The sequence below is a fragment of the Bradyrhizobium sp. LCT2 genome, assembly GCF_009931255.1.
Lineage (GTDB): Bacteria > Pseudomonadota > Alphaproteobacteria > Rhizobiales > Xanthobacteraceae > Bradyrhizobium > Bradyrhizobium diazoefficiens.
In genome coordinates this window covers 494,185-520,054 of record NZ_CP034432.1, presented here as the reverse complement: position 1 = coordinate 520,054, position 25,870 = coordinate 494,185, and the positions used below count along the sequence as shown (strand labels likewise).

At 63.6% G+C, this 25,870-nt stretch carries 20 protein-coding genes; 8 read left to right on the top strand and 12 right to left on the bottom strand.

Annotation, left to right across the window (positions count from 1 at the left end):
* Window positions 1-27: 27 nt before the first annotated feature.
* Window positions 28-540: a hypothetical protein gene (locus tag EI171_RS03245; protein ID WP_161532585.1), complete on the bottom strand. Its 513-nt coding sequence runs from the start codon at window positions 538-540 to the stop codon at window positions 28-30.
* Window positions 541-661: 121 nt separating this feature from the next.
* Between EI171_RS03245 and EI171_RS03240 the strand changes: the two genes are divergently transcribed.
* A complete protein-coding gene (locus EI171_RS03240) occupies window positions 662-832 on the top strand; it encodes a DUF1488 family protein (protein ID WP_202633099.1) in 171 nt (56 codons plus the stop codon).
* A 193-nt stretch (window positions 833-1,025) separates the two neighbouring features.
* Here the strand turns inward: EI171_RS03240 and EI171_RS03235 are convergent, their stop codons facing one another.
* Both EI171_RS03235 and rpmB read right to left on the bottom strand, forming a co-directional pair.
* Window positions 1,026-4,937 (bottom strand): ATP-binding protein, encoded by a 3,912-nt coding sequence (locus tag EI171_RS03235; protein WP_161532584.1) that lies wholly within the window; start codon window positions 4,935-4,937, stop codon window positions 1,026-1,028.
* 414 nt (window positions 4,938-5,351) lie between these two features.
* Window positions 5,352-5,660: a 50S ribosomal protein L28 gene (rpmB, locus tag EI171_RS03230; RefSeq protein WP_011082994.1), complete on the bottom strand. Its 309-nt coding sequence runs from the start codon at window positions 5,658-5,660 to the stop codon at window positions 5,352-5,354.
* Between the two features lie 548 nt (window positions 5,661-6,208).
* On the opposite strand from rpmB, the gene EI171_RS03225 reads away from it, so the two are divergent.
* The 5 genes from EI171_RS03225 (at window position 6,209) to EI171_RS03205 (ending at window position 13,049) form a co-directional block, all read left to right on the top strand.
* Window positions 6,209-7,018 (top strand): DUF3108 domain-containing protein, encoded by an 810-nt coding sequence (locus EI171_RS03225; protein ID WP_038966645.1) that lies wholly within the window; start codon window positions 6,209-6,211, stop codon window positions 7,016-7,018.
* 776 nt (window positions 7,019-7,794) lie between these two features.
* A complete protein-coding gene (locus EI171_RS03220; RefSeq protein ID WP_161532583.1) occupies window positions 7,795-11,166 on the top strand; it encodes a helicase-related protein in 3,372 nt (1,123 codons plus the stop codon).
* Window positions 11,167-11,187: 21 nt separating this feature from the next.
* On the top strand, window positions 11,188-11,445 hold the full coding sequence (locus EI171_RS03215; protein ID WP_161536912.1) for an RNA-binding S4 domain-containing protein: 258 nt from the start codon (window positions 11,188-11,190) through the stop codon (window positions 11,443-11,445).
* A 132-nt stretch (window positions 11,446-11,577) separates the two neighbouring features.
* Entirely contained in the window at window positions 11,578-11,916 is a 339-nt protein-coding gene (gene fdxA, locus EI171_RS03210; RefSeq protein WP_011082989.1) for a ferredoxin FdxA, read from the top strand.
* A gap of 344 nt (window positions 11,917-12,260) precedes the next feature.
* A complete protein-coding gene (locus EI171_RS03205) occupies window positions 12,261-13,049 on the top strand; it encodes a CarD family transcriptional regulator (RefSeq protein WP_161532582.1) in 789 nt (262 codons plus the stop codon).
* Window positions 13,050-13,291: 242 nt separating this feature from the next.
* Here EI171_RS03205 and EI171_RS03200 read toward each other — a convergent pair whose 3' ends face one another.
* Genes EI171_RS03200 through cyoA form a run of 7 tightly spaced genes read right to left on the bottom strand, consistent with a single transcriptional unit; the run spans window position 13,292 to window position 20,217 of the window.
* Entirely contained in the window at window positions 13,292-13,825 is a 534-nt protein-coding gene (locus tag EI171_RS03200) for a response regulator transcription factor (RefSeq protein ID WP_011082987.1), read from the bottom strand.
* Window positions 13,815-15,212: an ATP-binding protein gene (locus tag EI171_RS03195; RefSeq protein ID WP_161532581.1), complete on the bottom strand. Its 1,398-nt coding sequence runs from the start codon at window positions 15,210-15,212 to the stop codon at window positions 13,815-13,817. The genes EI171_RS03200 and EI171_RS03195 overlap by 11 nt, the downstream gene beginning before the upstream one ends.
* On the bottom strand, window positions 15,184-16,044 hold the full coding sequence (locus tag EI171_RS03190) for an SURF1 family protein (protein WP_161532580.1): 861 nt from the start codon (window positions 16,042-16,044) through the stop codon (window positions 15,184-15,186). Before EI171_RS03190 ends, EI171_RS03195 begins: the two co-directional genes overlap by 29 nt.
* A complete protein-coding gene (gene cyoD, locus EI171_RS03185; RefSeq protein WP_011082984.1) occupies window positions 16,041-16,421 on the bottom strand; it encodes a cytochrome o ubiquinol oxidase subunit IV in 381 nt (126 codons plus the stop codon). Before cyoD ends, EI171_RS03190 begins: the two co-directional genes overlap by 4 nt.
* The gene (gene cyoC, locus EI171_RS03180) at window positions 16,418-17,047 is read right to left on the bottom strand and encodes a cytochrome o ubiquinol oxidase subunit III (RefSeq protein ID WP_011082983.1); all 630 of its coding nucleotides are present in this window, start codon (window positions 17,045-17,047) and stop codon (window positions 16,418-16,420) included. Before cyoC ends, cyoD begins: the two co-directional genes overlap by 4 nt.
* Entirely contained in the window at window positions 17,048-19,045 is a 1,998-nt protein-coding gene (cyoB, locus tag EI171_RS03175; protein ID WP_028175150.1) for a cytochrome o ubiquinol oxidase subunit I, read from the bottom strand. It abuts the gene before it with no gap.
* An 11-nt stretch (window positions 19,046-19,056) separates the two neighbouring features.
* Window positions 19,057-20,217, bottom strand: coding sequence for a ubiquinol oxidase subunit II (cyoA, locus tag EI171_RS03170; RefSeq protein WP_028175149.1), 1,161 nt, complete (start codon window positions 20,215-20,217; stop codon window positions 19,057-19,059).
* Window positions 20,218-20,398: 181 nt separating this feature from the next.
* Between cyoA and EI171_RS03165 the strand changes: the two genes are divergently transcribed.
* Entirely contained in the window at window positions 20,399-21,727 is a 1,329-nt protein-coding gene (locus tag EI171_RS03165; RefSeq protein WP_161532579.1) for an MFS transporter, read from the top strand.
* A gap of 177 nt (window positions 21,728-21,904) precedes the next feature.
* Here EI171_RS03165 and EI171_RS03160 read toward each other — a convergent pair whose 3' ends face one another.
* Complete coding sequence (locus tag EI171_RS03160) at window positions 21,905-23,296, bottom strand: M48 family metalloprotease (RefSeq protein WP_246740608.1); 1,392 nt, start codon at window positions 23,294-23,296, stop codon at window positions 21,905-21,907.
* A gap of 133 nt (window positions 23,297-23,429) precedes the next feature.
* The gene (locus EI171_RS03155; RefSeq protein ID WP_371740428.1) at window positions 23,430-24,230 is read right to left on the bottom strand and encodes a thermonuclease family protein; all 801 of its coding nucleotides are present in this window, start codon (window positions 24,228-24,230) and stop codon (window positions 23,430-23,432) included.
* A gap of 288 nt (window positions 24,231-24,518) precedes the next feature.
* Here EI171_RS03155 and EI171_RS03150 point away from each other — a divergent pair, with 288 nt between their 5' ends.
* Window positions 24,519-25,724, top strand: coding sequence for an ABC transporter substrate-binding protein (locus EI171_RS03150; RefSeq protein WP_161532577.1), 1,206 nt, complete (start codon window positions 24,519-24,521; stop codon window positions 25,722-25,724).
* Window positions 25,725-25,870 lie beyond the last annotated feature (146 nt).

Here is a 25,870-nt window from a genome sequence, read left to right as displayed (position 1 = left end):
AGGCCGGGGTGGAGAAAGGTTCAAGTGCTACCTGCGAGCCGCGCGGTCTGCGCCCACGATGGCCGCGGCCAGATGTCCCAATCGAAGCGCGGCTCGTCCCGCGATCGCGCCGCTGGCCCGGCGACCGGTCCGCAGAGCCGCCACTTCGTCTTCCAGTCGTGCCGCCCACGCATTGGCTGCCGTCGTCTCGGCACCCGCCTGCAGCAGCTCGACAGCCAGGCGATCGGCGCGCTCACGCTCGCGCTCGAAATCCGCCCTGTAGCCGGTTGCTGCTGCTTCGAGCCGCGCGACCTCCATCTTGAATGCCTCCGCCTTGAACGCCTCGATCCTTGCCATGGAGGCGGCGATGGGGTCTGCCTGGCGGCAACGCCGTGGGCGGGGCACGTACCGAAGCTCGGAGAAATCAACGCTCACCAGCGCTTTGCCATCATCCGAACGCGAGCGCGGCAACCGGCGACGTCTCGCAAGCGAACGAGCGGCCTCGCGCGAGATATTGAGGCGGGCACCCAGATCAGCATACGTCAACAACGCAACGCACATCGGCGCTTCTCCTGGAGCGAACCGGGAAGGCATTTCGGGCTAATGATGGCTGGACGATTACAGCAGGCTAGGCTGCGTTGGTTAATGGACGGTTAACGCGCGGGGGACACCAACGCCGGGCGTGCGCGCCCGCCCCGAGCAGCGCGAAGCCCAGTTCACCCGCCTGCGCGACCGCATCGAGGCGCGCGCCGTGAGCAAGTACCGCGCGACGGAGTTCGAGGGCACGCCGCCGGGCATCGTGCTGCGGAGCATTGATTTTCGGGGGGAGGGGGAGACGGTGACCGCGGTGTAGTTCACTTATCACCATGATCCATAAAACAGTGCCACATTACGTCTCGTCCGTCTTGCGCAGGCGAATTGGCTTTCAAGGCATTGGCGATATTCTCGCTGGTCTCGTTGCCCGTGCCGGCTATCCGGATGCGATGATGCGCAGGGGACACTTGCGGAAGTACGGGACACCATCAGTGCGAACCTGCTGGATGTGACTAGCCGTGATAGAGAACACCTATAATTGCCCGCGCGCTTGTAACGGTTCGGAACCCCTTTTGTGGTTTACCGATAGAAAGCACCTGAGACGAGCCCAGCCCGCCTATGCTTTCGAATTGGCATAGGTGATTAAGCTCAACCGGTAACGCGGCCCCGACGCGCTTGAAAATGCTCGACCCGTCATCAAGGGTCAGTGCCACGAGCGCATCTCTATGTTGCCCAAGTTCATTCAACTCAATACGCGCTCCTCCTAATACTACCTGTTTTTCAAGAGCTAGTGGAACAGCACTGTCGTCAGACACGCGAAAGGCGATCTCAACGTGCTTTAGGACGCCACTTGCATCGACTTGTATTGCCTCATCCTGACCTTGCGAAGCCGCTACGTTATGATCGAAGATTATTCCGACAACTTGATGAATGGCTACGCTGGTTTCAGGAAGGAAGATGGTCTTCGGTGCCCTAAAGCGCGGGTCGGGTATCTCTGCCGTAAGCCCAATAACATCCGAATTCACACCGCGCACTAAGCGGCGCGCATATGTCGTGCTTCCGTATCGGGCTATAACGAGTCTCCGATCAGCGACCGGCTCCGGTATTGCTTGGACTATAGCCAGCGAATTCACGGGGGCGGCAAAGCCATAATTGGGTCGGCGGAGAAAATATGTGACGGTATTATCGAAGAGATTCAGAGCGAGGCGCTCCGGAGAGGACTGCGATTCTCCCACCGGCGCATGTTGAGTAAATGCCGCTAGGTCCGGGCAAACCAAAACGTTGAGGCCAGGATTGGGCATTGGGATAAGCGCAGGTGGCTGCGCCTCGGCCAACGGTTGATCCTTCAGCGCGTCTCTACGTCGCCAACGATAACATTCCTCATACATGGCTTCGACGATTTCAAGAAGTTCGCTCAAATCGTTGGCGCACTGCGCGACGTCGGCAGCTCTTATCTCTTGACGTCGACCGTGATGAGCCTTGTTCATTAGGATAAGGACAGGAGATCCATCAACTAGCGCCGGATGGTCAACAAAACGACGAAAGACAAGGGCGCCAAACATCCCTTGTGGAGCGGATTTCACCAGCGGGCGGAGACGTTGGACAAAGGTTGCTAAGGTCGGGTCTGGGTTGGCGATGGTCCAGGCCGCGAAACCGGGGTCGTCGAACATGTCACCGAGCTTCGCCTCGAAGAATATGCGGCAACCATCTGCGAACTCCCGAGCGGGCTCCTCTAGATTGGGATCTGCTTCGAATCGCGATCTTCGCCGCTCAATGACGGGAAGTGGTGGCGTAGTTCTGATGACTGGCTGCAGGCGTGTTGCCGGATTAACCTCAAGATGTTCGATGCCGCCATGAACCGTAAGGCGGGCAACCCGCGCGCAAAAGCGCGAGTCGTAGGATGATACGAAGAGTTGCGCACCGGACGCGACTAGTGGAACTAGCGCCGAGGCAAGACGCTCTCGATTCTCGTCATCTAAGAGCTCTTGTGGATCATCTAAGATCAAAGTTATGAGCCCGCCACGCTCTTTCAACACGTACTCCCAAAAGGCAAGAAAGAACGCGACTAGACTTGCGCGCAACGCCGAGGCGTTTGTCACATGTTGCGCGGGGGCCGCGACTCCGCCTGTCTGAACGACAAGACCCAGCTCGCCTTTACGACCAAGCTCTGCGTCGATTAACTCGTGGGCGGTGTCCGGAAACGCGCCAAGATAGATTCGCTTTCGCCATGCCCCCGCCTCGGATCGTAAGATTGTACGCAAGTGGTCTACTTGCTGATCAGCGAGTAGTCCTAAGTGAGCGAGATTTCCCAACGCTTTGCTTGCAGTTTGATATTCGCGAAGGCGAGTTTCGGCGGTGCGGCGAACCTTTAGGTGCCGCTTGAGCCGATCGCATTGAGTTAGTGCGTCAGAGATGGGTTTTGCCGCATGTGCGGTTGCTTGCAGGTCGAGAAGCTTCCCCGTAAGCGTGGTCGTCTCTCTGGGCTCACTCTCTTTGGGCGCACGCCCCAAGACCCGTGTCACGATTTCCCGCGCAAGCAGATCGTTGTTTTGTCGCCATTTGGAAAAGCGAACGGCGCAATCAAGCCGTTTCAAGGCCTCGCTGAGTGCATCACATCCTCGTGGGAGGACGATCTCTGTCGCGCTAGCGAGAGGCGCTCGATTTTTAACGACGTCATCAAAGGTAGAAACGGTTTGCGCATTCAGCTCGCACAACACTCCCTTGAATGGCTCGAAGTCGAACAGCTCATCGACAATTGCTGTTCGAAGTAGATCACACGGATGTGCAGGAAGAGTTCGTGCAATCTCTGCCCGAAGAGCTTCGGGCAAATTTCGCATCAAGTCACCTTGTGCGTTTTCTGCCCAACGACCAATCGTTTGCGAAAGGAGAACCGCATCTGACGCTGCATCGTGCAGGTGCATTCTGACCAATTGGCCTGTTACAGGGTCCTTTGCCTCGGCTAGATCGCTACCACAAACGACGCAAGCGTTGTCTTTGCGTTCTGGATCGGGGTGATCGGCGATCCAAGTAGCTACGCGAGCGTAGAGGCGTATGCGGGCGGCTCTCGAAGGATCCTGAGCCAAAGCATTAAGAGCTTCCGCCTCTGCGAGAATGCTCTGAATTCTATCGTCCGTTGCTTGCAATTGATCCGCTGCAACCTGGCGCAAGGCCGCGAGCCGTGTTGCAGAAGGTAGGTCTTGAGGTCGGCTGGCTCGCTCAAGCGCCCGACTGATGTTTTTTTCCAGATCGGCGATGAGGACAGGATTCGTAGGATCGAAGCTTTCACCAAGAATATCTCTGGCAGATTCGAACGCCGAAGCCTTCGCCCCTTCAAAGTGCTTGGTAATCTCATCCAAAACTTGTTCAATATCTGTGGCGTCGGATGGTTGAGGTGCGGCGTGTACTGGCGCTAACGCTGGATGAGCAAGCAAGATGTTACTTAAGTCATCCTTTGCGGTGGTGTAATTGGCGTCTGCTCGACCGAGTTCAGCCATTTTCGCTTTCAGGAACTCTTTGTCGATTTTGAGCTTCGACCGTCGCGCGTGTTCCGCTAGGTCGACAAGTGCAGAAAGGCCGGTAAGTTGGGAAACGGCGCGGCCCAATTCAGATTCTGATCCGACCTTAATGAGTGGAAGTAGTCCCGGCATAATTGAGCCAATTCTGACGGCGATGGGATCAATCCCTAGAACCGATAGGTCGGGAGGTGTCTCCCTCAGCTTTCCTTGCGGAGATCGGCTCTGGCTGCGAACAATCGGCAATTCAGCTCCAGTTTGGTCAACAAATGTAAGCTCAACCCATGTGTCGGCGGGTACCCATGCTTCGTTGGGGCGATACTGCTCCGCGTTCGGCATAGGTGTAAGGGGCGACAATTTGTGAGCCGTGGGTTCCTGACCTGGCGCTGAAGCGTCAATCCAGCATTCGAAGTCTTCTGCAGCCTCGGGCGCACGTTGCGGACGGAGCATTTCACCCGTAAGCGCCCAAATGATCGCATTAAGCAATGAGGTTTTGCCCGAACCGTTTCTACCTTCGAGCAGCGTGAGTGAAGACGAAAATTCGTGGATGTAGTTTTCAGGGGCGGTTCCGGGAGTTCCAAATTTGTGGAGCCCAGCAAACCGATGCGCCTCCACCCTCTTCAGTCGGAGGCGCCGACAGTTAGCGTTGGCGGGACGGGCGGGCAGAGGCGGCGGTTGAGGTGGCTTCAGCAGAATGCTATCGACCAAATCTTCAGCGTGAGTTGCGCTTACATTTGCGGTCCATGCAGCCGAGCCGCGCTTGCGGTACCATTCCAGTGCGCTGCGTGTTCTTTCATCCGGCAAGGCGAAAGTCTTTCCGCCACGGATAGAAACGGATCTGCCGCTAATAAGATCAGCAATGAGTGAAGCAAGCGTATGAAGGTGTAGAGCGCGCGGTTCGGCTTCGGACACGCTGCCTCCCAATATCAAAATGATCTATGACTCACGAGCGCCGGGTGCCCGTGATCTGTCGTCGCCTCTTGCTGTGGATTGGAAGCGCGAAACGCAGCCGCCCAAACGCGGCGCAAAGGGCCACGATACCCAGACTACGCATGAAATGGACCCTTAGACTCGCTGCTCATTCAAGAGCAACCGGAACGGGTGCGCAAGCGTGTATGCGCGTGAAGTCGCACCGTGAAAATACGGTCTGCCTTCAAGGTAGGAAGTGGACGGCCGGTCGAGCCCGGCCAGCACGGAGAGAGAAGGGAGTGCACCCCAAAAACAAAAACGGCCGGATCTTCCGATCCGGCCGCTACACAAAACTCTACTTGGCTAAGCCTAGGCCACGCGACGCTACTTAGCCCCCGCCCAATTCGAAAAAATCGCTTAGCTGGCCTTCTTGACCGGCGCGGTGACGCCGACCTTCTTCTGGATGGCGCGCTTCAGCTCGAGGGCGCGCGGCGACAGGGCGTCGGCGCTGGCCTTGAGCAGGAAGGCGTCCAGGCCGCCATTGTGGTCCACGCTCTTGACCGCGTTGGTCGAGACGCGCAGGCGCACGTTGCGCTCCAGGGCTTCGCTGATGAACGTCACGTTGACGAGGTTCGGCAGGAAGCGGCGCTTGGTCTTGATGTTGGAGTGGCTGACCTTGTGGCCGACGAGGGGGCCCTTGGCCGTCAGTTCGCAGCGGCGAGACATGTCACAAATCCTTATCCTGTCCCCCAACGATTTGCGGCCGCCATCCGGGGCGCCACGGGGGCAAATTCTCTGTCCTTGCAGGGAGCGGCGGACGTATAGGGGGGAAGCGGCGGGACGTCAAGTTTTTGGGGCGGGTTTTGAGGCCGCCCGGGCGGTGTCCTCCCTCTCCCGCTTGCGGGGGAGGGCCGGGGAGGGGGTGCCTCCGCGGAGGGGCAGTCGTTATCACGGTTGGTGTCCCCAAGGGGAGAGAGCCCTCACCCGGCGCTACGCGCCGACCTCTCCCGCAAGCGGGAGAGGTTTCAGAGCCCGCGGCCTCCCGATCACCAAAACGGCAATGTTTGAAGTGCCTTACCATCACATAAAGGGCGTATTCGCCCCCGAAGTATCAGGTGGAGTTCCGCGCTTGTTGCGCCCGAACACATTGTTTGCGGCGGTTTTTGGCTTAAGTAACAACCGTCGCGCCCCGATTGGATCGTTTCGTGCCCATTTCCTCCCGATTTGCGCCCAAGCCGCGTATCGCCAGCCCGCGGTCTGCCGCCCGGTTGGCCATGGCGGCCCTGTGCGGGCTGGTCTTCGCCTGGGAGGCGAAGCCGGCCGCCGCGCAAGGCAAGCTCGAGGCGCAGTATGAGGCGACGCTGGCAGGCATTCCGGTCGGCCGGGGCGCCTGGAACATCGACATCCAGGACGACGTGTTTGCCGCGGCCGCCTCCGGCGGCACCACGGGGCTCTTGAAGTCGTTCGCGGGCGGGTCCGGCACCGGCGCCTCGCAGGGCCGGGTCGTCAACGGCGCGCTGGTTGCGACCGGCTACCAGGCCTCCACCACCACCTCGAAGAAGACCGAAGAGATCCACATCACGCTCGACAAGGGCAATGTGAAGGAGTTCGGCATCGTGCCGGAGCCGCCGGTCGACCCTGATCGTATCGTCGTCACCGAGGCGCATCGCCGCGGCGTCTGGGATCCGATGACGGCCTCGCTGTTGCGCGTGCCCGGCACCGGCGATCCTGTCACGCCGGACGCCTGCCACAACGCAGCGCCGGTGTTCGACGGCCGCATGCGCTACGACTTAAAACTCGATTTCAAGCGCATGGAGACCGTGAAGGCGGAGAAGGGCTATCGCGGCCCGGTCGTGGTCTGCGCGCTCTATTTCGTGCCTGTCGCCGGCTACATCCCCGACCGCCCCGTGATCAAATACCTCGCCGCCCAGCGCAACATCGAGATCGCCTTCGCCCCGGTCGCCGGCACGCGCATCCTGGTTCCGTTCTGGCTGAAAGTGCCGACGCCGCTCGGCCCCGCGATGCTCGAAGCCACCAGCTTCATCACATCCGCCCAGCCGCCGCGGGTCGCGAAGACGCAGTAAAGGCCGCGCCATACGGGCTACCATTCCTCCGTCATTCCTGGGCGCGCCACTTGGCGCGAACCCGGAATCCATGGTGAGGCGAACCTTGCGGCCTGATAGATTCCGGGTTCGCGACCAGCGTCGCGCCCCGGAATGACGAGCGGAGCGATTCGGCACGCAGCTCCAACACCTTACCCGCCGTCACCCCGCCCTTCGCCCGCGCGCCGTTTCTACTGTGCATGGGGTTGTTTTCGCAGTTTTTGTTTTGGCGCCCTCGATCCGTGAATCCATTTGACTCCTCCCCGATTCTGATTCGACTCCGCGCCGTCCCCAATTTTAAGGAACCCGCCACCGAAACGTCGCTTGTGCGGCAGCCCAAAACTCCATCTAGTGCAATCAAGCATAGGGCGCCGCGACATGTTGCGTGAACGTAACAGGACTCAACAGGGAGTCAGCGATTCGGCCGCGATTCGTTCTAGAGTCGTTCCGAAGCTTAAGGACACAGGGAAAAGCGTCGCAAAGTGAGACAGTTGCGCGAGGTTCGGGCGGCTCCTTCTTCTCCCTCGCCCCGTTCTTACGGGGAGAGGGTTGGGGTGAGGGGCTGCTTCCACGGAATAGGTGATAGCTGGTTCGTGGAGAGTCCCCTCACCCGGATCGCTTCGCGATCCGACCTCTCCCCGCAAGCGGGGCGAGGTGACTTCCAAGCGCTTCGCGCCTGGCCCTATTCGCGCCCGGCCGCCGCGCCGCCCCAAACAGCACTGACATTCGCCGAAATCGGCACTACCTAATCGTACAGAATGGCTTTTCCCCCTTCCCCCTTCGCCTCCGAGCGCGCACCCGGCGCGGGCGTTACTGCGGTGCTCGGGCCGACCAACACCGGCAAGACCCATCTCGCCATTGAGCGGATGCTCGCGCATCCCTCCGGCATGATCGGCCTGCCGCTGCGGCTGCTGGCGCGCGAGGTCTATAACAAGATCGCCGATCGCAAGGGCGTGGAGAGCGTCGCGCTGATCACCGGCGAGGAGAAGATCAAGCCGAAGAACCCGCGCTACTGGGTCTCCACCGTCGAGGCGATGCCGAGAGATCTCGACGTCTCCTTCCTCGCTGTGGACGAGGTCCAGATCGCCTCCGATCTCGAACGCGGCCACGTCTTCACCGACCGCATCCTCAACCGTCGCGGCCGCGACGAGACGCTGCTGCTGGGCGCTGCGACCATGCGCCCGATCATCGAGCGGCTCCTGCCCGGCGTGTCCATGATCACGCGGCCGCGGCTGTCGCAGCTGCAATTTGCCGGCGACCGCAAGATCACCCGCCAGCCGCGCCGCACCGCCATCGTCGCGTTCTCGGCCGACGAGGTCTACGCCATCGCCGAGCTGATCCGCCGCCAGCACGGCGGCGCCGCCGTCGTTCTCGGCTCGCTCAGCCCGCGCACCAGAAATGCGCAGGTGTCGATGTTCCAGAACGGCGACGTCGACTATCTCGTCGCCACCGACGCGGTCGGCATGGGCCTCAATCTCGACGTCGACCACGTCGCCTTCGCCTCCGACCGCAAGTTCGACGGCTACCAGTTCCGCCGCCTGACGCCGTCTGAGTTCGCGCAGATTGCCGGCCGTGCCGGCCGCGCCACGCGAAATGGAACGTTCGGCACCACCGGCCGCTGCGCGCCGTTCGAGCCCGAGCTCGTCAACGCGCTGCAGAACCACACCTTCGACAGCGTGAAGATGCTGCAATGGCGCAATTCGAAGCTGGATTTCTCCTCGCTCGGCGCGCTCCAGGTGTCGCTGAACCTCTCCCCCGGCCATGAGGCGCTGACGCGCGCGCCGATCGCCGAGGACATGCGCGTGCTCGACCACGTCGCCCGCGACGCCGATGTGCGCGATACAGCACATGGCAAGCTGGCCGTGGAGCGGCTGTGGGAGGCCTGCCAGGTCCCCGACTACCGAAAACTGTCGCCGGCGGCCCATGGCGAGCTCGTGACCACGCTGTACGGCTTCCTGATGCAGAAGGGCCGCATTCCCGATGCCTGGTTCGCGGCCCAGGTCGACCAGGCCGACCGCATCGACGGCGATATCGACACGCTGTCGGGCCGGATCGCGCAGATTCGCACCTGGACCTTCGTCGCCAACCGGCCGGACTGGCTCGCCGACCCCGAACACTGGCAGGGGATTACGCGGGAGGTCGAAAATAAATTATCGGATGCGCTCCATGAACGCTTGACTGAGCGTTTCGTTGATCGCCGGACCAGTGTATTGATGCGCCGCCTGCGGGAGAACACGAGCTTGAATACTGAAATCGGCAAGACCGGCGAAGTCATCGTCGAAGGCCATGTCATCGGCCGTCTCGATGGCTTCACCTTTGCACCGGATGCGGCGGAAGCCGGCTCCGATGCGAAAGCCTTGCAGGCTGCGGCCCAAGCGGTGCTCGCCGGCGAGATCAACGCGCGCGCCGAAAAGCTGGGCAACGCGCCGGACGAGCAGTTCGTGCTGACCTCGGAAGGCACCATCCGCTGGACCGGCGACGCCGTGGCGCGACTGTCCGCCGCAGAGGACGCGCTGCATCCGCGCATCCGCATCATCTCGGACGAGCGCCTGACCGGCAGCCCGCGCGAGAAGGTGCAGGCGCGCCTCGACCTCTGGCTCAAGACGCATATCGAAAAGCTGCTCGGGCCGATGTTCGAGCTCTCCAAGGCCGAGGACGTCACCGGCATTGCCCGCGGCATCGCCTATCAGCTGGTCGAGGCGCTCGGCGTGCTCGAACGTCCCAGGATCGCCAACGAGCTGAAGGATCTCGACCAGCCCTCGCGCGCCACTTTACGCAAATACGGCGTCCGCTTCGGCGCCTATCACCTCTATTTCCCCGGCCTGCTCAAGCCCGCCGCGCGTGCACTGGCTGCGCTGCTGTGGGCGCTGAAGCAGGACAATGTCGATCTGTCCTCGCTCTCGGGCGCGCAGCATCTGGCATCTTCGGGCCGCACTTCGTTCCCGGTCGACAAGGCTCTGCCGCGCGATGCCTATCGCGTGCTCGGCTACAAGCAGGCCGGCGAGCGCGCCGTGCGCGTCGACATCCTGGAGCGCCTTGCCGACCTGATCCGCCCGGCGCTGGCCTGGCGCGAGAACTCGCCCGGCGAAAAGCCCGCCGGCGCGTTCGACGGCCGCAGCTTTATCGTGACCCAGGCGATGACCTCGCTCACGGGCTCCGCGGGCGAAGATTTCGCCTCGGTGCTGCGCGCGCTCGGCTATCGCATGGAGAAGCGCCCGCCGCTGCCGCCGAAGCCTGTTGCGCCTGTTGTGGAAGCGTCCAGCGCAGAGGCTTCCGCCGAGACGCCCGCGACCGAAATACCGGTCGAGGACGCTGTCGCCGCAGACACACCGATCGAAGTCGCTGCCGAAGCCGTCACCGTCGAAGACGCGCCCGGCATGGAGCAGCACGACGAGCCCGCGCACCAAGAGCCGGCGCTCGAAGCATCGCTAGAGGCGCCCGTCACGCCCGAAGATGCTCCCGGCATCGCGCCGCCGGCCGAAGAGGCCGCCGCGCCCACCGAGGCTGCCGGCCTTGAAGCCGCGCCCGCTGAAGCTGCCGCGGTCGAAGCTGCCGCATCGCCCGATGCCGCAGCGCCGGTCGAGGCCGCTGCCGCGCCCGCCGAGCCGGAGCTCGTCGAGGTCTGGCGTCCCGGCGGCCGTCACGAGGATCGCAAGCCGCGCCACGAGCGCCATCGCCATCAGCGTCATCATCAGCCGCGTCCGCAGGCGGGCGCCGAGGCGGGTGCTGCGCCCGCCGAAGGCGAGGCCGCGCAAGCAGCCGACGGCGAGAAGCGCGGCGAGCGTCATCGCCATGGCGGGCATCGGAAAGATTTCCGCAAAGGCCGCGAAGGCGGTGCCGACGGCGCGCCGCGTCCCGAGGGGCGCGACGACAAGAACCGCAGCTTCCAGGGCAAGGATCGCGACAAGGATCGCGATCGCAACAAGGGCAAGTTCGGCGGCGATCGCGACAAGGGTCGCGACAATCGTGGCCGCGACCGCGACAAGGGCCATGACCGCCAAGGCGGGCCGTCGCTGCGTCCCTACGCCTCGAGCGCGAACCCGCGCGAGCGCGATCGGCCGGTCGATCCCAATTCGCCCTTCGCAAAGCTCGCTGCGCTGAAGGAGCAGCTCGCGGGGCGCAAGGAGTAGCCTACGACCGAGCGGCAGCGCATCGACAAATGGCTGTGGCACGCGCGGGTGGTGAAGGCGCGCACCTCCGCGGCTGAACTCGTCGAGTGCGGCCATGTCCGCGTCAACGGCACGCGCGAGACCTCGCCCGGGCATGCGATCAAGGTGGGCGACGTGCTCACCATCGCGCTCGACCGCACCGTGCGCGTGTTGAAAGTGATAGCCTTCAACGAGCGCCGCGGCGATGCCGCCTCGGCGCGCGTGCTCTACGAGGAGCTCGGCGAAGGAAAGCGCAATTAATTGCGCTTTGAATTCATTTCTTGGTCGATCAATCGCGCAAAGCCGTCATGATCGGCCGTCCCCGACCTTGCGGCGCCGGGCCATCCGCGCTACGCAAGCCGCGACTTTCAAAAGAGCTTTTCGGAGCGTTGGATGACTTACGTCGTCACTGAAAACTGCATCAAGTGCAAGTACACCGACTGCGTCGAGGTCTGCCCGGTCGACTGTTTCTACGAGGGTGACAACATGCTCGTCATCCATCCTGACGAATGCATCGACTGCGGCGTGTGCGAGCCGGAATGCCCCGCCGACGCCATCAAGCCGGACACGGAACCGGGCCTGGAAAAGTGGCTTTCGGTCAACGCCGATTACGCCAAGAGCTGGCCGAACATCACCCAAAAGAAAGAATCACCCGCCGACGCCAAGGAATTCGACGGTATGGAGGGCAAGTTCGAGAAATATTTTTCTCCGAATCCCGGCTCCGGAGACTAATTCGGACCCAAACTTAACCCTAATACCTTCGTTCGCGCCGAAAACCAGGCCTAAAGACCCCTAAATCATTGATTTTTGCGGGAAATGTGCTATATTGGGCACATTAAGCCGAACCCCGTCAGCCCCGTTGGCCCCTCTGGGTTCCCGTGAAACCAAATGTCGAACAGGGGCGTGGCAATTTCCGCGCGCAGGCTGTGTCACAGAAAACGCGTAAAAAGAGTACTTCAGCGAGGGCTTCCCATAAGGAGGCCAAAAAAGTCGCCGCGGCCAGCCGTAGCGCATCCAAGGGTCGGACCGCGACTAAGGCGCCGGCTGCAAAGTCCTCGAAGAACAAAAGAAGCGCAATGCCTAACAAGACTGCCAAACCGGCCGCGAAAGCGACCGTTGCCAAGCCTGCTGCTGCTAAGGTTCCCGCTGCCAAGCCCGCTGCGCCGAAGGCCTCTGTTGCTGCTCCTGCCAAGGCTCCTGTCGCTGCCAAGCCGGCCGTGAAGCCGGCGGCTGCTGCGCCGAAGGTCGAGGAAAAGAAGGTCGTGACCCAGCGCCAGGGCTTCAAGGCCAACGAATTCGTCGTCTATCCCGCTCACGGCGTCGGCCAGATCCTGGCCATCGAGGAGCAGGAGATCGCCGGTGCGAAGCTCGAGCTGTTCGTCATCAACTTCATCAAGGACAAGATGACGCTGCGCGTTCCGACCGCCAAGGTCGCGAACGTCGGCATGCGCAAGCTGTCCGAGCCCGCGCTGGTGAAGAAGGCGCTGGAAACGCTCAAGGGCCGCGCCCGCGTCAAGCGCACCATGTGGTCGCGCCGCGCCCAGGAATACGAAGCGAAGATCAATTCGGGCGATATCGTCGCGATCGCGGAAGTCGTGCGCGACCTCTATCGCTCCGAGTCGCAGCCCGAGCAGTCCTACAGCGAACGCCAGCTCTATGAAGCGGCGCTTGATCGTCTGTCCCGCGAGATCGCGGTGGTGCAGCACTCGACCGAGACCGAAGCGGTCAAGGAGATCGAGGCCCAGCTCGCCAAGAGCCCGCGCCGCAACGCCAAGGCGGAAGCCACCGAGGGCGAGGCGGATGCCGAGGGCGATGCCGACGATACCGATGGCGACGACACCACCGTCGCCGACGAGGCGGCGTAAGCGCCACGTCGCGTCGATCGCAACAGATCAAAAGCCCGGCCTTGCGGCCGGGCTTTTTGTTTGGGGGCGGGGTCATACCAAGCGTCGTCCTGGCGAAGGCCAGGACCCATTACCCCAGGTTTGAGTTGCTGCGACGGCTCGGAGTTACAGCCTTCGTCAAACCGCAGCCTGTGGTGATGGGTCCTGGATCGGCGCTCGCTTTGCTCGCTGGTCCAGGACGACGAGGAGAAGGAGGCCTTGCCTCATTTCACCGGCCGCTTTTCCAGCTTCCTCGCCAGCGTCCGCCGGTGCATGCCGAGCCGCCTCGCCGCCTCCGAAATATTGAAATCCGTCTCGATCAGGGTCTGGTGGATGCGTTCCCATTCCAGCGTCTTGATCGATGTCGGCCGCGCATCGAGCGCGACTTCGGCATTGCCTTCGGCCTTATTGAAGGCGGCCTCGATGTCGTCGGTGTTCGACGGCTTGGCCAGATAGTGGCAGGCGCCGAGCTTGATCGCCTCGACGGCAGTCGAGATGCTGGCAAAGCCGGTTAGCACCACGATCAGCATCTCCTCGTCGTGCGTGTGCAGCAGCTCGACGCAAGCCAAGCCCGAAGCGCCGCCGAGCTTGAGATCGACCACGGCGTGGCCGAAGGATCGCTCCTCCAGCACTTTCCGCACCTCCTCGATCGAACCGGCGAGCACGACATCGTAGCCGCGGCGCTCGAACGAGCGTTTCAGCGTGCGCGCAAAGCCTTCATCGTCCTCGACGACGATGAGCGAACGGTCAGGCGTCAAAGCTGCCTCCGATCGCGAGCGTTGCGAGGGGCAGGGTCAGGCGGACGGTGGCGCCGCGCTTCCTGTGGTTCTCGGCGGTTACGCTGCCCCCGAGCTTGCGCACAACGTTGACCACCAGGAACAGGCCGAGCCCGCCGCCGGCGCGGCCCTTGCTGGAGTGATAGGGCTTGCCGAGCTGCGCCAGCATCTCCGGCGCAAAGCCCGGGCCGCGGTCGCTGATCGACAGCACGAGATTGTCGCCCTCGCGCTCGGCCAGAAGCTCGACCCAGTCGCGCGAGACCTCATAGGCGTTGTCGAGCACGTTGAAGATCACCTGCTTCAGCGCGACGTCCGAGGCGATCGCGACGTCCTCGCCGAACGTGTTGACGAAATAAAGCGTGCGCGCCGAACGGGCGTTGCGCCACTCATCGACCAGTGCGGTGACGAAGGCCGTCACCGTCGTCGGCGAGGAACCTTCACCGCGCGCTTCGCCCGCCGACACCAGGATGCCCGTCACGATCGACTTGCAGCGTTGCAGCGAGGTCTCCATCTCCGCGAGATCCTCGGCGAGTTCCTGATCGCCGGCGAGATCCGGCATGCGGCGCCAATCGCTGAGGATCACCGAGAGCGAGGCCAGCGGGGTGCCGAGCTCGTGCGCTGCACCCGATGCTAGCAGGCCCATGCGGACGATGTGGTCCTGCTCGGCCGCATGCTGGCGCAGCGCCGCCAGATGCGCGTCGCGCTCGCGCAGGTTTCTGTTGATGCGGGTGACGAACACGACCAGCAGCACGGCGTTGAGCACGAAGCCCAACAGCATGCCGGCCACGGTGAGGCTGTAGGCCTCGCTGATCGGGTTCGGCGGCAGGTCGAGCGGCCGGTACGCCAATGTCAGCCAGACAAAGCTGGCGCAGGTCAGCGCCACCAGCGACCAGGTCGAGCGCGCATCGAGCAGCACCGCGCCCAGCGTCACCTGGAGCAGGAATAACGAGGTGAACGGATTGGTGGCGCCGCCACTGAGATAGAGCTGCGCGGTCAGCGCGGCGACGTCGAGCATCAAGGCGACCAGCAGCTCGTTGCTGGAGATCGCGGCGCGATGGCGCACCCAGACCAGGCTCGAGACGTTGAGCAGCACCAGCGCGCCGATCACGGCGCCCATCCGCTCCAGCGGCAGGGGGATGCCGAGCCAGAAATGCACGCCGCCGATGGTCACGATCTGGCCGACCACCGCGGTCCAGCGCAGCTGGATCAGCAACGCCATGTTCTTGCGGTTGGTCTCGTCGTCGGTCGGCGCAGCGCCGATCAGCTCGCTGCGCGCGTCCGCCTGCGATTGCAGCGTGACGGCGAGCTCGCCAAACGCCTGGGGAGGCGTTCTTCCGTCGTCAGGTCTGTTCGACGATCGTTCCAGCATCTGATCCCGTCCTGCGGGCGGCAGCATCGGAGCCGCCGGCCGGTTCGTGGACGAAGCGCCCGCGGCGGAACAGCCCGCCGCCGAATGTGACGAAAAGTTTACCGGCCAGCATGAACGCCAGGGCAAACCACGTCAGCGCGTAGATCAGGTGGTTATTGGGAAAGCGGATCACGGTCAATCCGCCGATGGGGCCCTCGATGGGGCCTTGGGCGGTTTGTGATCCGGCATCGGCATCGACGAAAAAGGGTGCGACATCGTGGAGGCCGCGCGCCGCCGCAACCGCGGCGACATCCCGCGAGTACCAGCGGTTGTGCTGGGGCACGTTGTTGCGGAGGAAGCCGCCTTTTGGCTCCGTCATGCGCAGCAGGCCGGTGATCTCGACCTCGCCGTCCGGATTGCCGTTCCGGCGCGTCGATGCCTCGCGCCGCTCGGGCGGCACGAAGCCGCGATTGATCAGGACCTGGGTGCCATCGTCGCGCTTGAGAGGCGTCAGCACCCAATAGCCGGGGCCTTCCTCGGTGACGGCCTGAACCAGCGTCTCGCGGTCATGCAGGAAGCGGCCGGCGACGGTGACATGCCTGTATTCGTCGCTTGCGGCGGAGACCGCAGGCCACGAAGCGGGCGAGGGGATCGGCTGGGCCGGGGCATGGACGCGCTGCTCGACGCGGTCGATCAACGCCAGCTTCCAGGCGCGGCGCTCGATCTGCCAGACGCCGAGCGCGATCAGAGCGGCAAAGGCCGTGAGCGAGAGGACCGTGAGCCAGAAGGACGGGCGCGCAGCCTTACGGCGCGCCCGTCCTGCCTTGCTCGTCACGGTCCCCAATTCGCTCACTTCATTCCGCTCATCTGGTGGATCGGCATCATGTTGCTGTTGAGGTGGTTCATCACCCACAGCGAGCCGGACAGCGCGATCACCACCATGACGATGGTGAAGATCAGCGCCATCATGCTCCAGCCGTTCTCGGATTTCGTGTTCATGTGCAGGAAGTAGATCATGTGCACGACAATCTGCACGACCGCGAAGGCCATGATGACCAGCGCGGTGATCTGCTTGCTCGGCAGTGTGCCGCTCATCACCAGCCAGAACGGGATCGCGGTGAGCACGACCGAGAGCACGAAGCCGAGCATGTAGCCCGAGAACGTGCTGTGGGCGTGGCCGTCGTCGTGGTGATGGTCGCCCGCGTGAGCGGCGTGGGTATCGGTGTTCATCGCAGAACTCCCAGGAGATAGACGAAGGTGAAGACGCCGATCCAGACCACGTCGAGGAAGTGCCAGAACATCGACAGGCACATCAGGCGGCGGCGGTTGGCTTCGATCAGGCCGAACTTCCAGACCTGCACCATCAACGTGACCAGCCAGATCAGGCCGCAGCTGACGTGCAGGCCGTGGGTGCCGACCAGGGTGAAGAAGGCGGACAGGAAGGCGCTGCGCTGGGGCGTTGCGCCTTCATGGATCATGTGGGCGAACTCGGTCAGCTCGATGCCGATGAAGGCGGCGCCGAACAGGCCGGTGATCGCCAGCCACATCTGCGTCTGCGCGATCTTGTTCTGCTGCATCGTCAACATCGCGAAGCCGTAGGTGATCGACGACAGCAGCAGCATCGAGGTGTTCACCGCGACCAGGTCGAGGTCGAACAGGTCCTTCGGCGCGGGGCCGGCGGCGTAGTTGGCGCCGAGCACGCCGAAGGCGGCGAACAGCATCGCGAAGATGAGGCAGTCGCTCATCAGGTAGATCCAGAAGCCGAGCGAGGTGCTGTAGCCTTCCGGATGCGGGTGTTCGTCGGCGAGATAGAAGACCGGCTCGCCGGTTTGCGAGGGATTGACAGCGACAGTCATTTACTTGGCTCCGGCGAGCAGTTTGGTGCGCGCGTCCTCGGTCCGGATGACGTCGTCAGCCGGAATGTCAAAGTCGCGGTGATAGTTGAAGGTGTGACCGATCCCGACGGCGAGCATCGCGATGAAGCTCGCGGCGGCCAGCCACCAGATGTACCAGATCAGGCCGAATCCCATCGCGGTTGCCAAGCCGGCGAGGATGATTCCGGTGCCGGTGCTGCTCGGCATGTGGATCGGCTTGAACCCGATGAGCGGACGCTGGTAGCCGCGCTTCTTCATGTCCCACCACGCGTCATTGTCGTGAACGACGGGGGTGAAGGCGAAGTTGTAGTCCGGCGGGGGCGAGGAGGTCGCCCATTCCAGCGTGCGCGCGTCCCAGGGATCGCCGGTGACGTCCTTGAGCTGCTCGCGCTTGAGGAAGCTGACCGCGAACTGCATCAGCATGCTGAGAATGCCGAGGAAGACGAGGCCGGCGCCGATCGCGGCGATGACGAACCAGATCTGCAAGGACGGATCGTCGAACACGCGCAGGCGGCGGGTCACGCCCATCAGGCCGAGCACATAGAGCGGCATGAAGGCGAGGTAGAAGCCGACGACCCAGAACCAGAACGACAGCTTGCCCCAGAACACATCGAGCTTGAAGCCGAACGCCTTCGGGAACCAGTAGTTGATTCCGGCGAACGCGCCGAACACCACGCCGCCGATGATCACGTTGTGGAAGTGCGCGATCAGGAACAGGCTGTTGTGCAGCACGAAGTCGGCCGGCGGCACCGCCAGCAGAACGCCGGTCATGCCGCCGAGCACGAAGGTCAGCATGAAGGCAATGGTCCACATCATCGGCAGCTCGTAGCGGATGCGGCCGCGATACATCGTGAACAGCCAGTTGAACATCTTCGCGCCCGTCGGGATCGAGATGATCATCGTGGTGATGCCGAAGAACGAGTTCACGCTGGCGCCCGAGCCCATCGTGAAGAAGTGGTGCAGCCACACGAGATACGACAGGATGGTGATGACGACCGTGGCGTAGACCATCGACGTGTAGCCGAACAGGCGCTTGCCGGAGAAGGTCGAGGTCACTTCCGAGAAGATGCCGAAGGCGGGGAGAACCAGGATGTAGACCTCGGGATGGCCCCAGATCCAGATCAGGTTCACGTACATCATCGGGCTGCCGCCGAAATCGTTCGTGAAGAAGTTGGTGCCGACGTAGCGATCGAGCGAGAGCAGCGCGAGCACGACGGTCAGAACCGGGAAGGAGGCGACGATCAGGATGTTGGTGCAGAGCGAGGTCCAGGTGAACACCGGCATCTTCATCATGGTCATGCCGGGGCACCGCAGCTTGACGATGGTGCAGATCAGGTTGATGCCGGATAACGTCGTTCCGACGCCGGCGACCTGCAGCGCCCAGATGTAATAGTCGACGCCGACATCAGGGCTGTAGCCGATGTTCGACAGCGGCGGATAGGCGAGCCAGCCTGTGCGGGCGAACTCGCCGATGAACAGCGAGGCCATCACCAGCACCGCGCCGCCGACCGTCATCCAGAAGCTGAAATTGTTCAGGAACGGGAACGACACGTCGCGCGCGCCGATCTGGAGCGGAACGACGTAGTTCATCAGGCCCGTGACCAGCGGCATCGCCACGAAGAAGATCATGATCACGCCGTGGGCGGTGAAGACCTGGTCGTAGTGATGGGCGTTGAGATAGCCTTCGGAGCCGCCGAACGCGAGCATCTGCTGGCCGCGCATCATCAGCGCGTCGGCGAAGCCGCGCAGCAGCATCACGATGCCGAGGATCATGTACATGATGCCGATGCGCTTGTGGTCCACCGTGGTGAACCATTCGCGCCAGAGGTAGCCCCAGAGACGGAAATAGGTGAGGCCGCCGAGCAGCGTGGCGCCGCCGAGCGCGACCACCACGAAGGTGCCGACGACGATCGGCTCGTGCAGTGGCAGTGACTCGAGGCCGAGCCGGCCGAAGATGAGCTTGAGAAGATCAGGAGACATGCGAGCTCTCTTTAGGAGTCTGACTTCGGACGCTGTCCGAGGAAGAAGGACGAGGACTTGAGCGGCGTGAAGGTCGGCCGCTTCAGGCCGGCGCCGAGCAGCGGCGCGGTGTCGGCCGGCGCCTTGATCGACGCGGTGGTCTGGCCCTGCGGCGCATCCGGCGTGCAGGTGCCGGCGACGAAGGTCGGCTCGGGCCCGAGCGCGGTGCCGCGACGGGCGTACTTGTCGTAGGCGAGCGGCAGGGTGTTGTTCAGGCCCTCATGGCCGCGGCCACCCTTGGCGTCGATCGCCATCATCTCGCTCTGGCACATCTTGCCGGTCTCGACGCACATGTTGAGGATCAGGCGGTAGAGATCGGAATCGATGGTGCCGTAGCGCCGCACCGGCTCGTTCTGGCTCGGCTTTTCGAGCTGGAGATATTCGGCGCGGCCGAGCGAGCCGCCGGCGGACTTGGCGCTGGCGATCCAGGCGTCAAAGCCCTTGTCGTCGAGGCCCTGGAAGTCGAAGTGCATGCCGGAGAAGCCGGCGCCGCTGTAGTTCGCCGAGAAGCCCTTGTAGGTGCCGGTGTGGTTCACGACGGCGTGGAGCTTGGTCTCCATGCCCGGCATCGCGTAGATCTGGCCGGCGAGCGCGGGGATGTAGAACGAGTTCATCACCGAGGAGGCGGTGATGCGGAAGTTGATCGGGCGATCGACCGGCGCCGCCAGGTCGTTGACGGTGGCGATGCCGTAGTCCGGATAGATGAAGAGCCACTTCCAGTCGAGCGCGACGACGTCGACCTCGAGCGGGGCCTTGGACTGGTCCACGGCGCGGTCGGCGTGGATGCGGCCGAGCGTGCGATAGGGGTCGAGCAGATGCGTGCCCATCCAGGTCAGCGCGCCCAGGCAAATGATGATCAGCAGCGGCGCCGACCAGATCACCAGCTCGAGCTTGGTCGAGTGATCCCAATCCGGCTCGTAGCGGGCCGAGGTGTTGGACTGGCGGTAGCGCCAGGCGAACAGCACCGTCAGTGCCATCACGGGGACGACGATCAGGAGCATCAGGACGGTGGAGATGATGACGAGGTCGCGCTGCTGGGCAGCGATGTCGCCGGCTGGCGCCAGCACGACGTAGTTGCAGCCACTGAGCGCGGCTGCCAGGGGTAGCAGCGCCAGGATCTTGAGACGGGACACGGGCCGAGCCTTTGAGAATGAGTTTCCTTTGCGGGGCCAACGGGTAGCTGCGGCGCAACAATCCGGACATTGGACAATTTGTCCAATGTTGCAGTGCGGAATGTTGGGCCAGACAGGCCCGGATTGCCTGGCGCCCCGCCGGGCGGTCGGCTTTGGTTTTCAGGACGTTAAGGGCGCACGAATGGCGACGGCACAGACCCCTGCAATGGCAGACCTCCACTCGGGCGAGCACGGCCACGACCAGGCCAGTCCCGGCGAGATCGCCATCGGCGTCATCATCGGCCGCACCTCGGAATTCTTCGACTTCTTCGTCTACGCGATCGCCTCGGTGATCGTGTTCCCGCGCCTGGTGTTTCCGTTCACCAGCGAACTGACCGGCACGCTCTATTCCTTCATGATTTTCGCGCTGGCCTTCATGGCCCGGCCGATCGGAACCGTCATTTTCATGACGGTCGACCGTGAGTACGGCAAGACGGCCAAGCTGGTCTCGGCGCTGTTCCTGCTCGGCACCGCCACCGTGGCGCTCGCGTTCCTGCCCGGCTATTCCGAGATTGGCAGCGCCGCGATCTGGCTGCTGGCGCTGGCGCGTATCGCGCAGGGTCTGGCCTGGGGCGGCGCCTGGGACGGCATGGCCTCGCTGCTGGCGCTGAACGCTCCGCCCTCCAAGCGCGGCTGGTACGCGATGGTGCCGCAGCTCGGGGCCCCGCTCGGGCTGATCGTGGCGAGCGCGCTGTTCGCCTATTTCGCCGGCAACCTCTCGGCCGACGATTTCTTCGACTGGGGCTGGCGCTATCCGTTCTTCGTCGCCTTCGCCATCAACGTCGTGGCGCTGTTCGCGCGCCTGCGCATGGTGACGACGGAAGAATACGCGACGCTGTTCGAGACCCGTGAATTGCAGCCCGCGCGCATCTCCGAGACGGTCGCGCGCGAAGGCCAGAACATCATGCTCGGCGCATTCGCGCCGCTGGCGAGCTTTGCGCTGTTCCACATGGTCACGGTGTTTCCGCTGTCCTGGGTGTTCCTATTCACCCGCGAAAGCCCGGTGCGCTTCCTGATCATCGAGATCGTCGCCGCCGTGTTCGGCGTCGCCGCGATCGTGGCCTCCGGCATCATCGCCGACCGCGTCGGCCGCAAGTCGCTGCTGATGGGATCGGCGATCGCGATCGCGATCTACAGCGGCTTCGCTCCGCAGCTGCTCGACGCCGGCGCGTTCGGCGAGACCATCTACATGGTGATCGGCTTCATCCTGCTCGGCCTGTCGTTCGGCCAGTCCTCGGGCGCGATCGCCTCGAACTTCAAGCAGGCGTATCGTTACACGGCCTCGGCGCTGACCTCTGACATGGCCTGGCTGTTCGGCGCCGGCTTCGCGCCGCTGGTCGCGCTGTTGCTTGCCACCAATCTCGGCGTCATCGCCTCGGGTGCGTATCTGCTCTCGGGCGCGTTCTGGACGCTGCTCGCGCTCTGGCTCAGCGGCCAGCGCGAGGCGGGCGACATGGACGCGGGCGGTTAGTCAAGCGCGAAGCTCGTAGGTGGGCAAAGGCGCATGGCGCCGTGCCCACCTCTCTCAACGATTGCGATCGGAAATGGTGGGCACGCTACGCTTTGCCCACCCTACGGCAGTGTCTTCGTGGCTCCAGATCCCGGGTTCGCGCTAAGCGCCCCGGGATGACGCGCGCTTAGCGCAGCGTCAATCCGCCACGACCTTCACGCGATCCCTCACCTTCACCTGCGCGTTGCGATCGAGGCCATTGAGCACGCGGAAGCGCTCGGCGGGGTGATCGACGCCGGCCATGCGGTGGGAGAGCGATTCCACGGTGTCGCCGGGCTGCACGGTGATCACCTTGATGCGCAGCGGGCGGGCGGCCTGGATCTCGTCGAGGGTCAGGCGACGGAACGAGTTGACGGTCTCGCGCGCATTGCGCTCGCTCTCGGTCGACTTCTGCCGTGCCGCGAAGATGAAGCGGTAGACGTCGCTGCCGAAACGCAGCGCATAGACCTTGAACTGCCACTGGTCGCCCTTGGCGGTGGCGGACGCGGCCGGGAAGCCGTTGATGGTGATGTCTTCCGTGGACGCCTTCTCGACGCCTTCCATCCAGCCCGAATTGAGGTAATCGCCGAGCGACTGCTCGGCCGGCACCCGCACCACGTCGAAGCGCATTGCCTGCGAGCCGCCGTCGCGCACGCCGATCACCGCCTGCGCGGTGTTGTCGAGCGTGAAATTGTCCGGCGCCTGGAAGGTGAAGCCGAGCTTCGGATGCAGGAAACGCCGGCCGCGGACAAAACCCTCGCTCGGGTCTTCGCCATAGACGAGGTTGTCGATCGCGGCGAGATAGCTCTCGCGGTCGCGCTCGCCTCCTTCCGGAGCGACGTATTGCCGCGCGATGGTCTGCGCGTTCTGCACACGCTCCGGGGTTGCCGGATGCGACGAGGTGAAGTCCTGCGCGCGCGGATCCAGCGAGGTCTTGCCGGCCTTGAGCTCGGCATTGCGCTCCATCGCGGAAAGGAAGCGCGCGGCACCATACGGGTCGAAATGTGCCTTGGCGGAGATGCCGACGCCGATGCCGTCCGCCTCGAACTCCTGGTTGCGCGAAAAGCTCGCCATGGTGAGCTTGGTCTTGGCCAGCGCGAGCGCGGTGAGATCGGGATCGTTGCTCATGTCGGTGACAACACGGGTGACGATCGCGGCCTGGCGCGCCTGGTCCTCGCGCATCGCGGCGTGCTTGGACAGCACATGCGCCATCTCGTGGCTGAGCACGGAGGACAACTCCGACGTATCGCTCGCGAGCGCAAGAAGACCGCGCGTGACATAGAGCTGGCCGTTCGGCAGCGCGAAGGCGTTGACCGCGCCGGAATTCAGAATGGTAACCCGGTAGCCCTGGTCGGGGCGGTCGGAGGCGGCGACGAGCCGGTCGACGGTCTTGGTGACCAGCGATTCGAGCCTCGGGTCGTCATAGGTGCCGCCATAGCTCGCCAGGATGCGCTCGTGCTCCTTTTCGGTGGCGGGGGTCTGCGCGACGGCCGGCTTCGGCTTGGGCATCGCGACCGCCGGCGGGGCCGCCGCGGCCTGGAACCGGTTCATGTCGCCGCAACCGGCGAGCGCCGTGCCCAGCAAAAGGCATAGCACGGCCGGCGCAGCCCGAAGGCGGCGGCCTTCACCCGTCCAGTGCTGTTCTAGCACCCCATTCACGTCGCTTAACCCGTGCCCGGCCCGTTTAAGGCCTTACCCCTGCCGGCTCGTTTGCACCCAGCAACTCGACCTGTCCAACGAGGCGCACATCGATACGCGGCCCCGTATTCCCCTCAACCCAGCCCCGGACTCGAATACGTCGATTTTCCAGGGACTTAAGGGCTATCCCGGCGGTTTCGAACGCCGGTAACGCGCGCCTTGAAATAGTCACGGCAAAGCCGCGTGTCCAGTTCCGTCCGAAGTTGAGGTAGGTCATTGCCCCAGCTTGCCGGACCGACAGGACTTTGCCCTCGACCACCACAAAACGCCCGATCCCGGCCAAAATATCGTCCGGACTTTCCGCGTTTTTTATGGCCGACGGGTCAGCCCAGTTGCCCTTTTTTTGGCGTCGCGCCTCGGCCTCGGACGACATCAGGGCGGCCGCGCAGTCCTTGTCGGCGATCTCGGCGGAGACGATGGCGTCGCCCTGGGCCAGCAGCAGCGCCTGCACCGGGGTGTCGCTTTCGCCGATGAAGATCAACCCGCGCTGGCGCCCATAGCGGTCCGGCGTGTCGTCGGCGCTCCGCAGCGTCACGTCGCGGCCGACGAGCAGCGAAGCCAGCGCCTGCTTCGTCGTCGCGGTCGGCTCGATTCCGGTGAGTCGGATCTCGCGGCCGTCGTCCAGACGCACGCTGCGCGCATCGACGATCGCGGCGACGCGGCCATCGCCCTGCGAATCGAAATGGCACGGCGCCGCGAACGCAGTGCGACCCGCGACGAGAAGAAGTGCGACGATGAGGTGAAGCAGTCGCGTCACGTTGCCCGGGAAGGTTGCGTTACGCTCCACTCTTAACTCAAACGAGGCCAACGACGAAGTGCTTCGATCCGATCCAGTGGCCGTGTGAAGCTCAGCCATTGCCTCACATGCGTCGCTGCGCTCGCAATGACGCTGCGGAAACGTCGTGCGTCATTCCACCATTCCGCTTTGCGGAAAACGCGTGACGATCGCGCGACCTGCACGCCCCTCGCGCTTGCTGCCCTCTCGCGCATGCGGCATGATTGCGGCAATAGCGATAACCAAGAGCAATAACCAAGCCGCCATCAGAGTACGGCGCGATAAGGGAGGTCTTTTTCGATGAAGAGAATTTTGCCGGGCATTTTTGCCGCCGCGTTGGCCCTGAGTGCGAGTGCCGTGCAGGCCGAGGACAAGCCGCCCCTGAAAATCGGCGGCATCCTCGATATGTCGAGCCTCTATGCCGACATCACCGGTCCCGGCAGCGAGACCGCAGCCAAGATGGCCGCTGAGGATTTTGGCGGCGAGGTGCTGGGACGCAAGATCCAGGTGCTGGCGGCCGACCATCTCAACAAGGCGGATCTCTCCGCCAACATCGCCCGCGACATGCTCGACAACCAGGGCGTCGAGATGATCTACGACGTCGCGGCCTCCGCGACCGCGCTTGCGGCGGGCGAGATCGCCAAGGCGCGCAACAAGATCATCATGTTCAACGGCCCGGGCTCGATCCGTCTCACCAACGAGGCCTGCGGTCCCTACACCGTGCACTACGTGTTCGACACCTACGGCCAGGCCAACGTGACCGGCCTTGCAGCCGTGAAGTCGGGCCTCGACACCTGGTTCTTCCTCACCGCCGACTACGCCTTCGGCCAGGATCTGGAGAAGGACACCAGCGCCGTCGTCACCAAGACCGGCGGCAAGGTGCTCGGCGGCGTGCGCCATCCGCTCAACACGTCGGACTTCTCATCCTTCCTGCTCCAGGCGCAGGCTTCCAAGGCCAAGGTGATCGGCCTCGCCAACGCCGGCGGCGACACCGTCAATGCCATCAAGCAGGCGGCCGAGTTCGGCATCACCAAGGGCGGCCAGAAGGTCTCGCCGCTATTGGCCTTCGTGACCGATATCGATTCGATCGGACTGGAGACCGCGCAAGGCCTGCTGCTGGCGGAAGCCTTCTACTGGGACCTCAACGACGACACGCGTGCATTCTCCAAGCGCTTCACCGAGCGCATGAAGCGGCCGCCGACCTCGGCGCAGGCCGGCGTCTACTCCTCCGTGACGCATTACCTGAAAGCCGTGAAGGCGGCGGGCACGACGGATGCGGCTGCGGTGATCAAGGTGATGAAGGAGACGCCGATCAACGATTTCTTCGCCAAGGGTGGCAAGATCCGCGAGGACGGCCGCATGATCCACGACATGTACCTGTTCGAGGTGAAGAAGCCGTCGGAATCCAAGGGCCGCTGGGACGACTACAAGCTGCTCGCCACCGTGCCCGGCAGCGAAGCGTTCCAGTCGCTGGAGCAGTCGCGCTGCCCGCTGGTGAAGAAGTGACGGCGTGACGTAAGTCATGACGTCATCCCGGGGCGCGAAGCGAACCCGGGATCTCGAGGTTCCGGGTTCTCGCTTCGCGAGCCCCGGAACGACAATCTAACGGTCGGCGCGCCCCGGAATGACGAAACAACAAACAACAAGAGGGA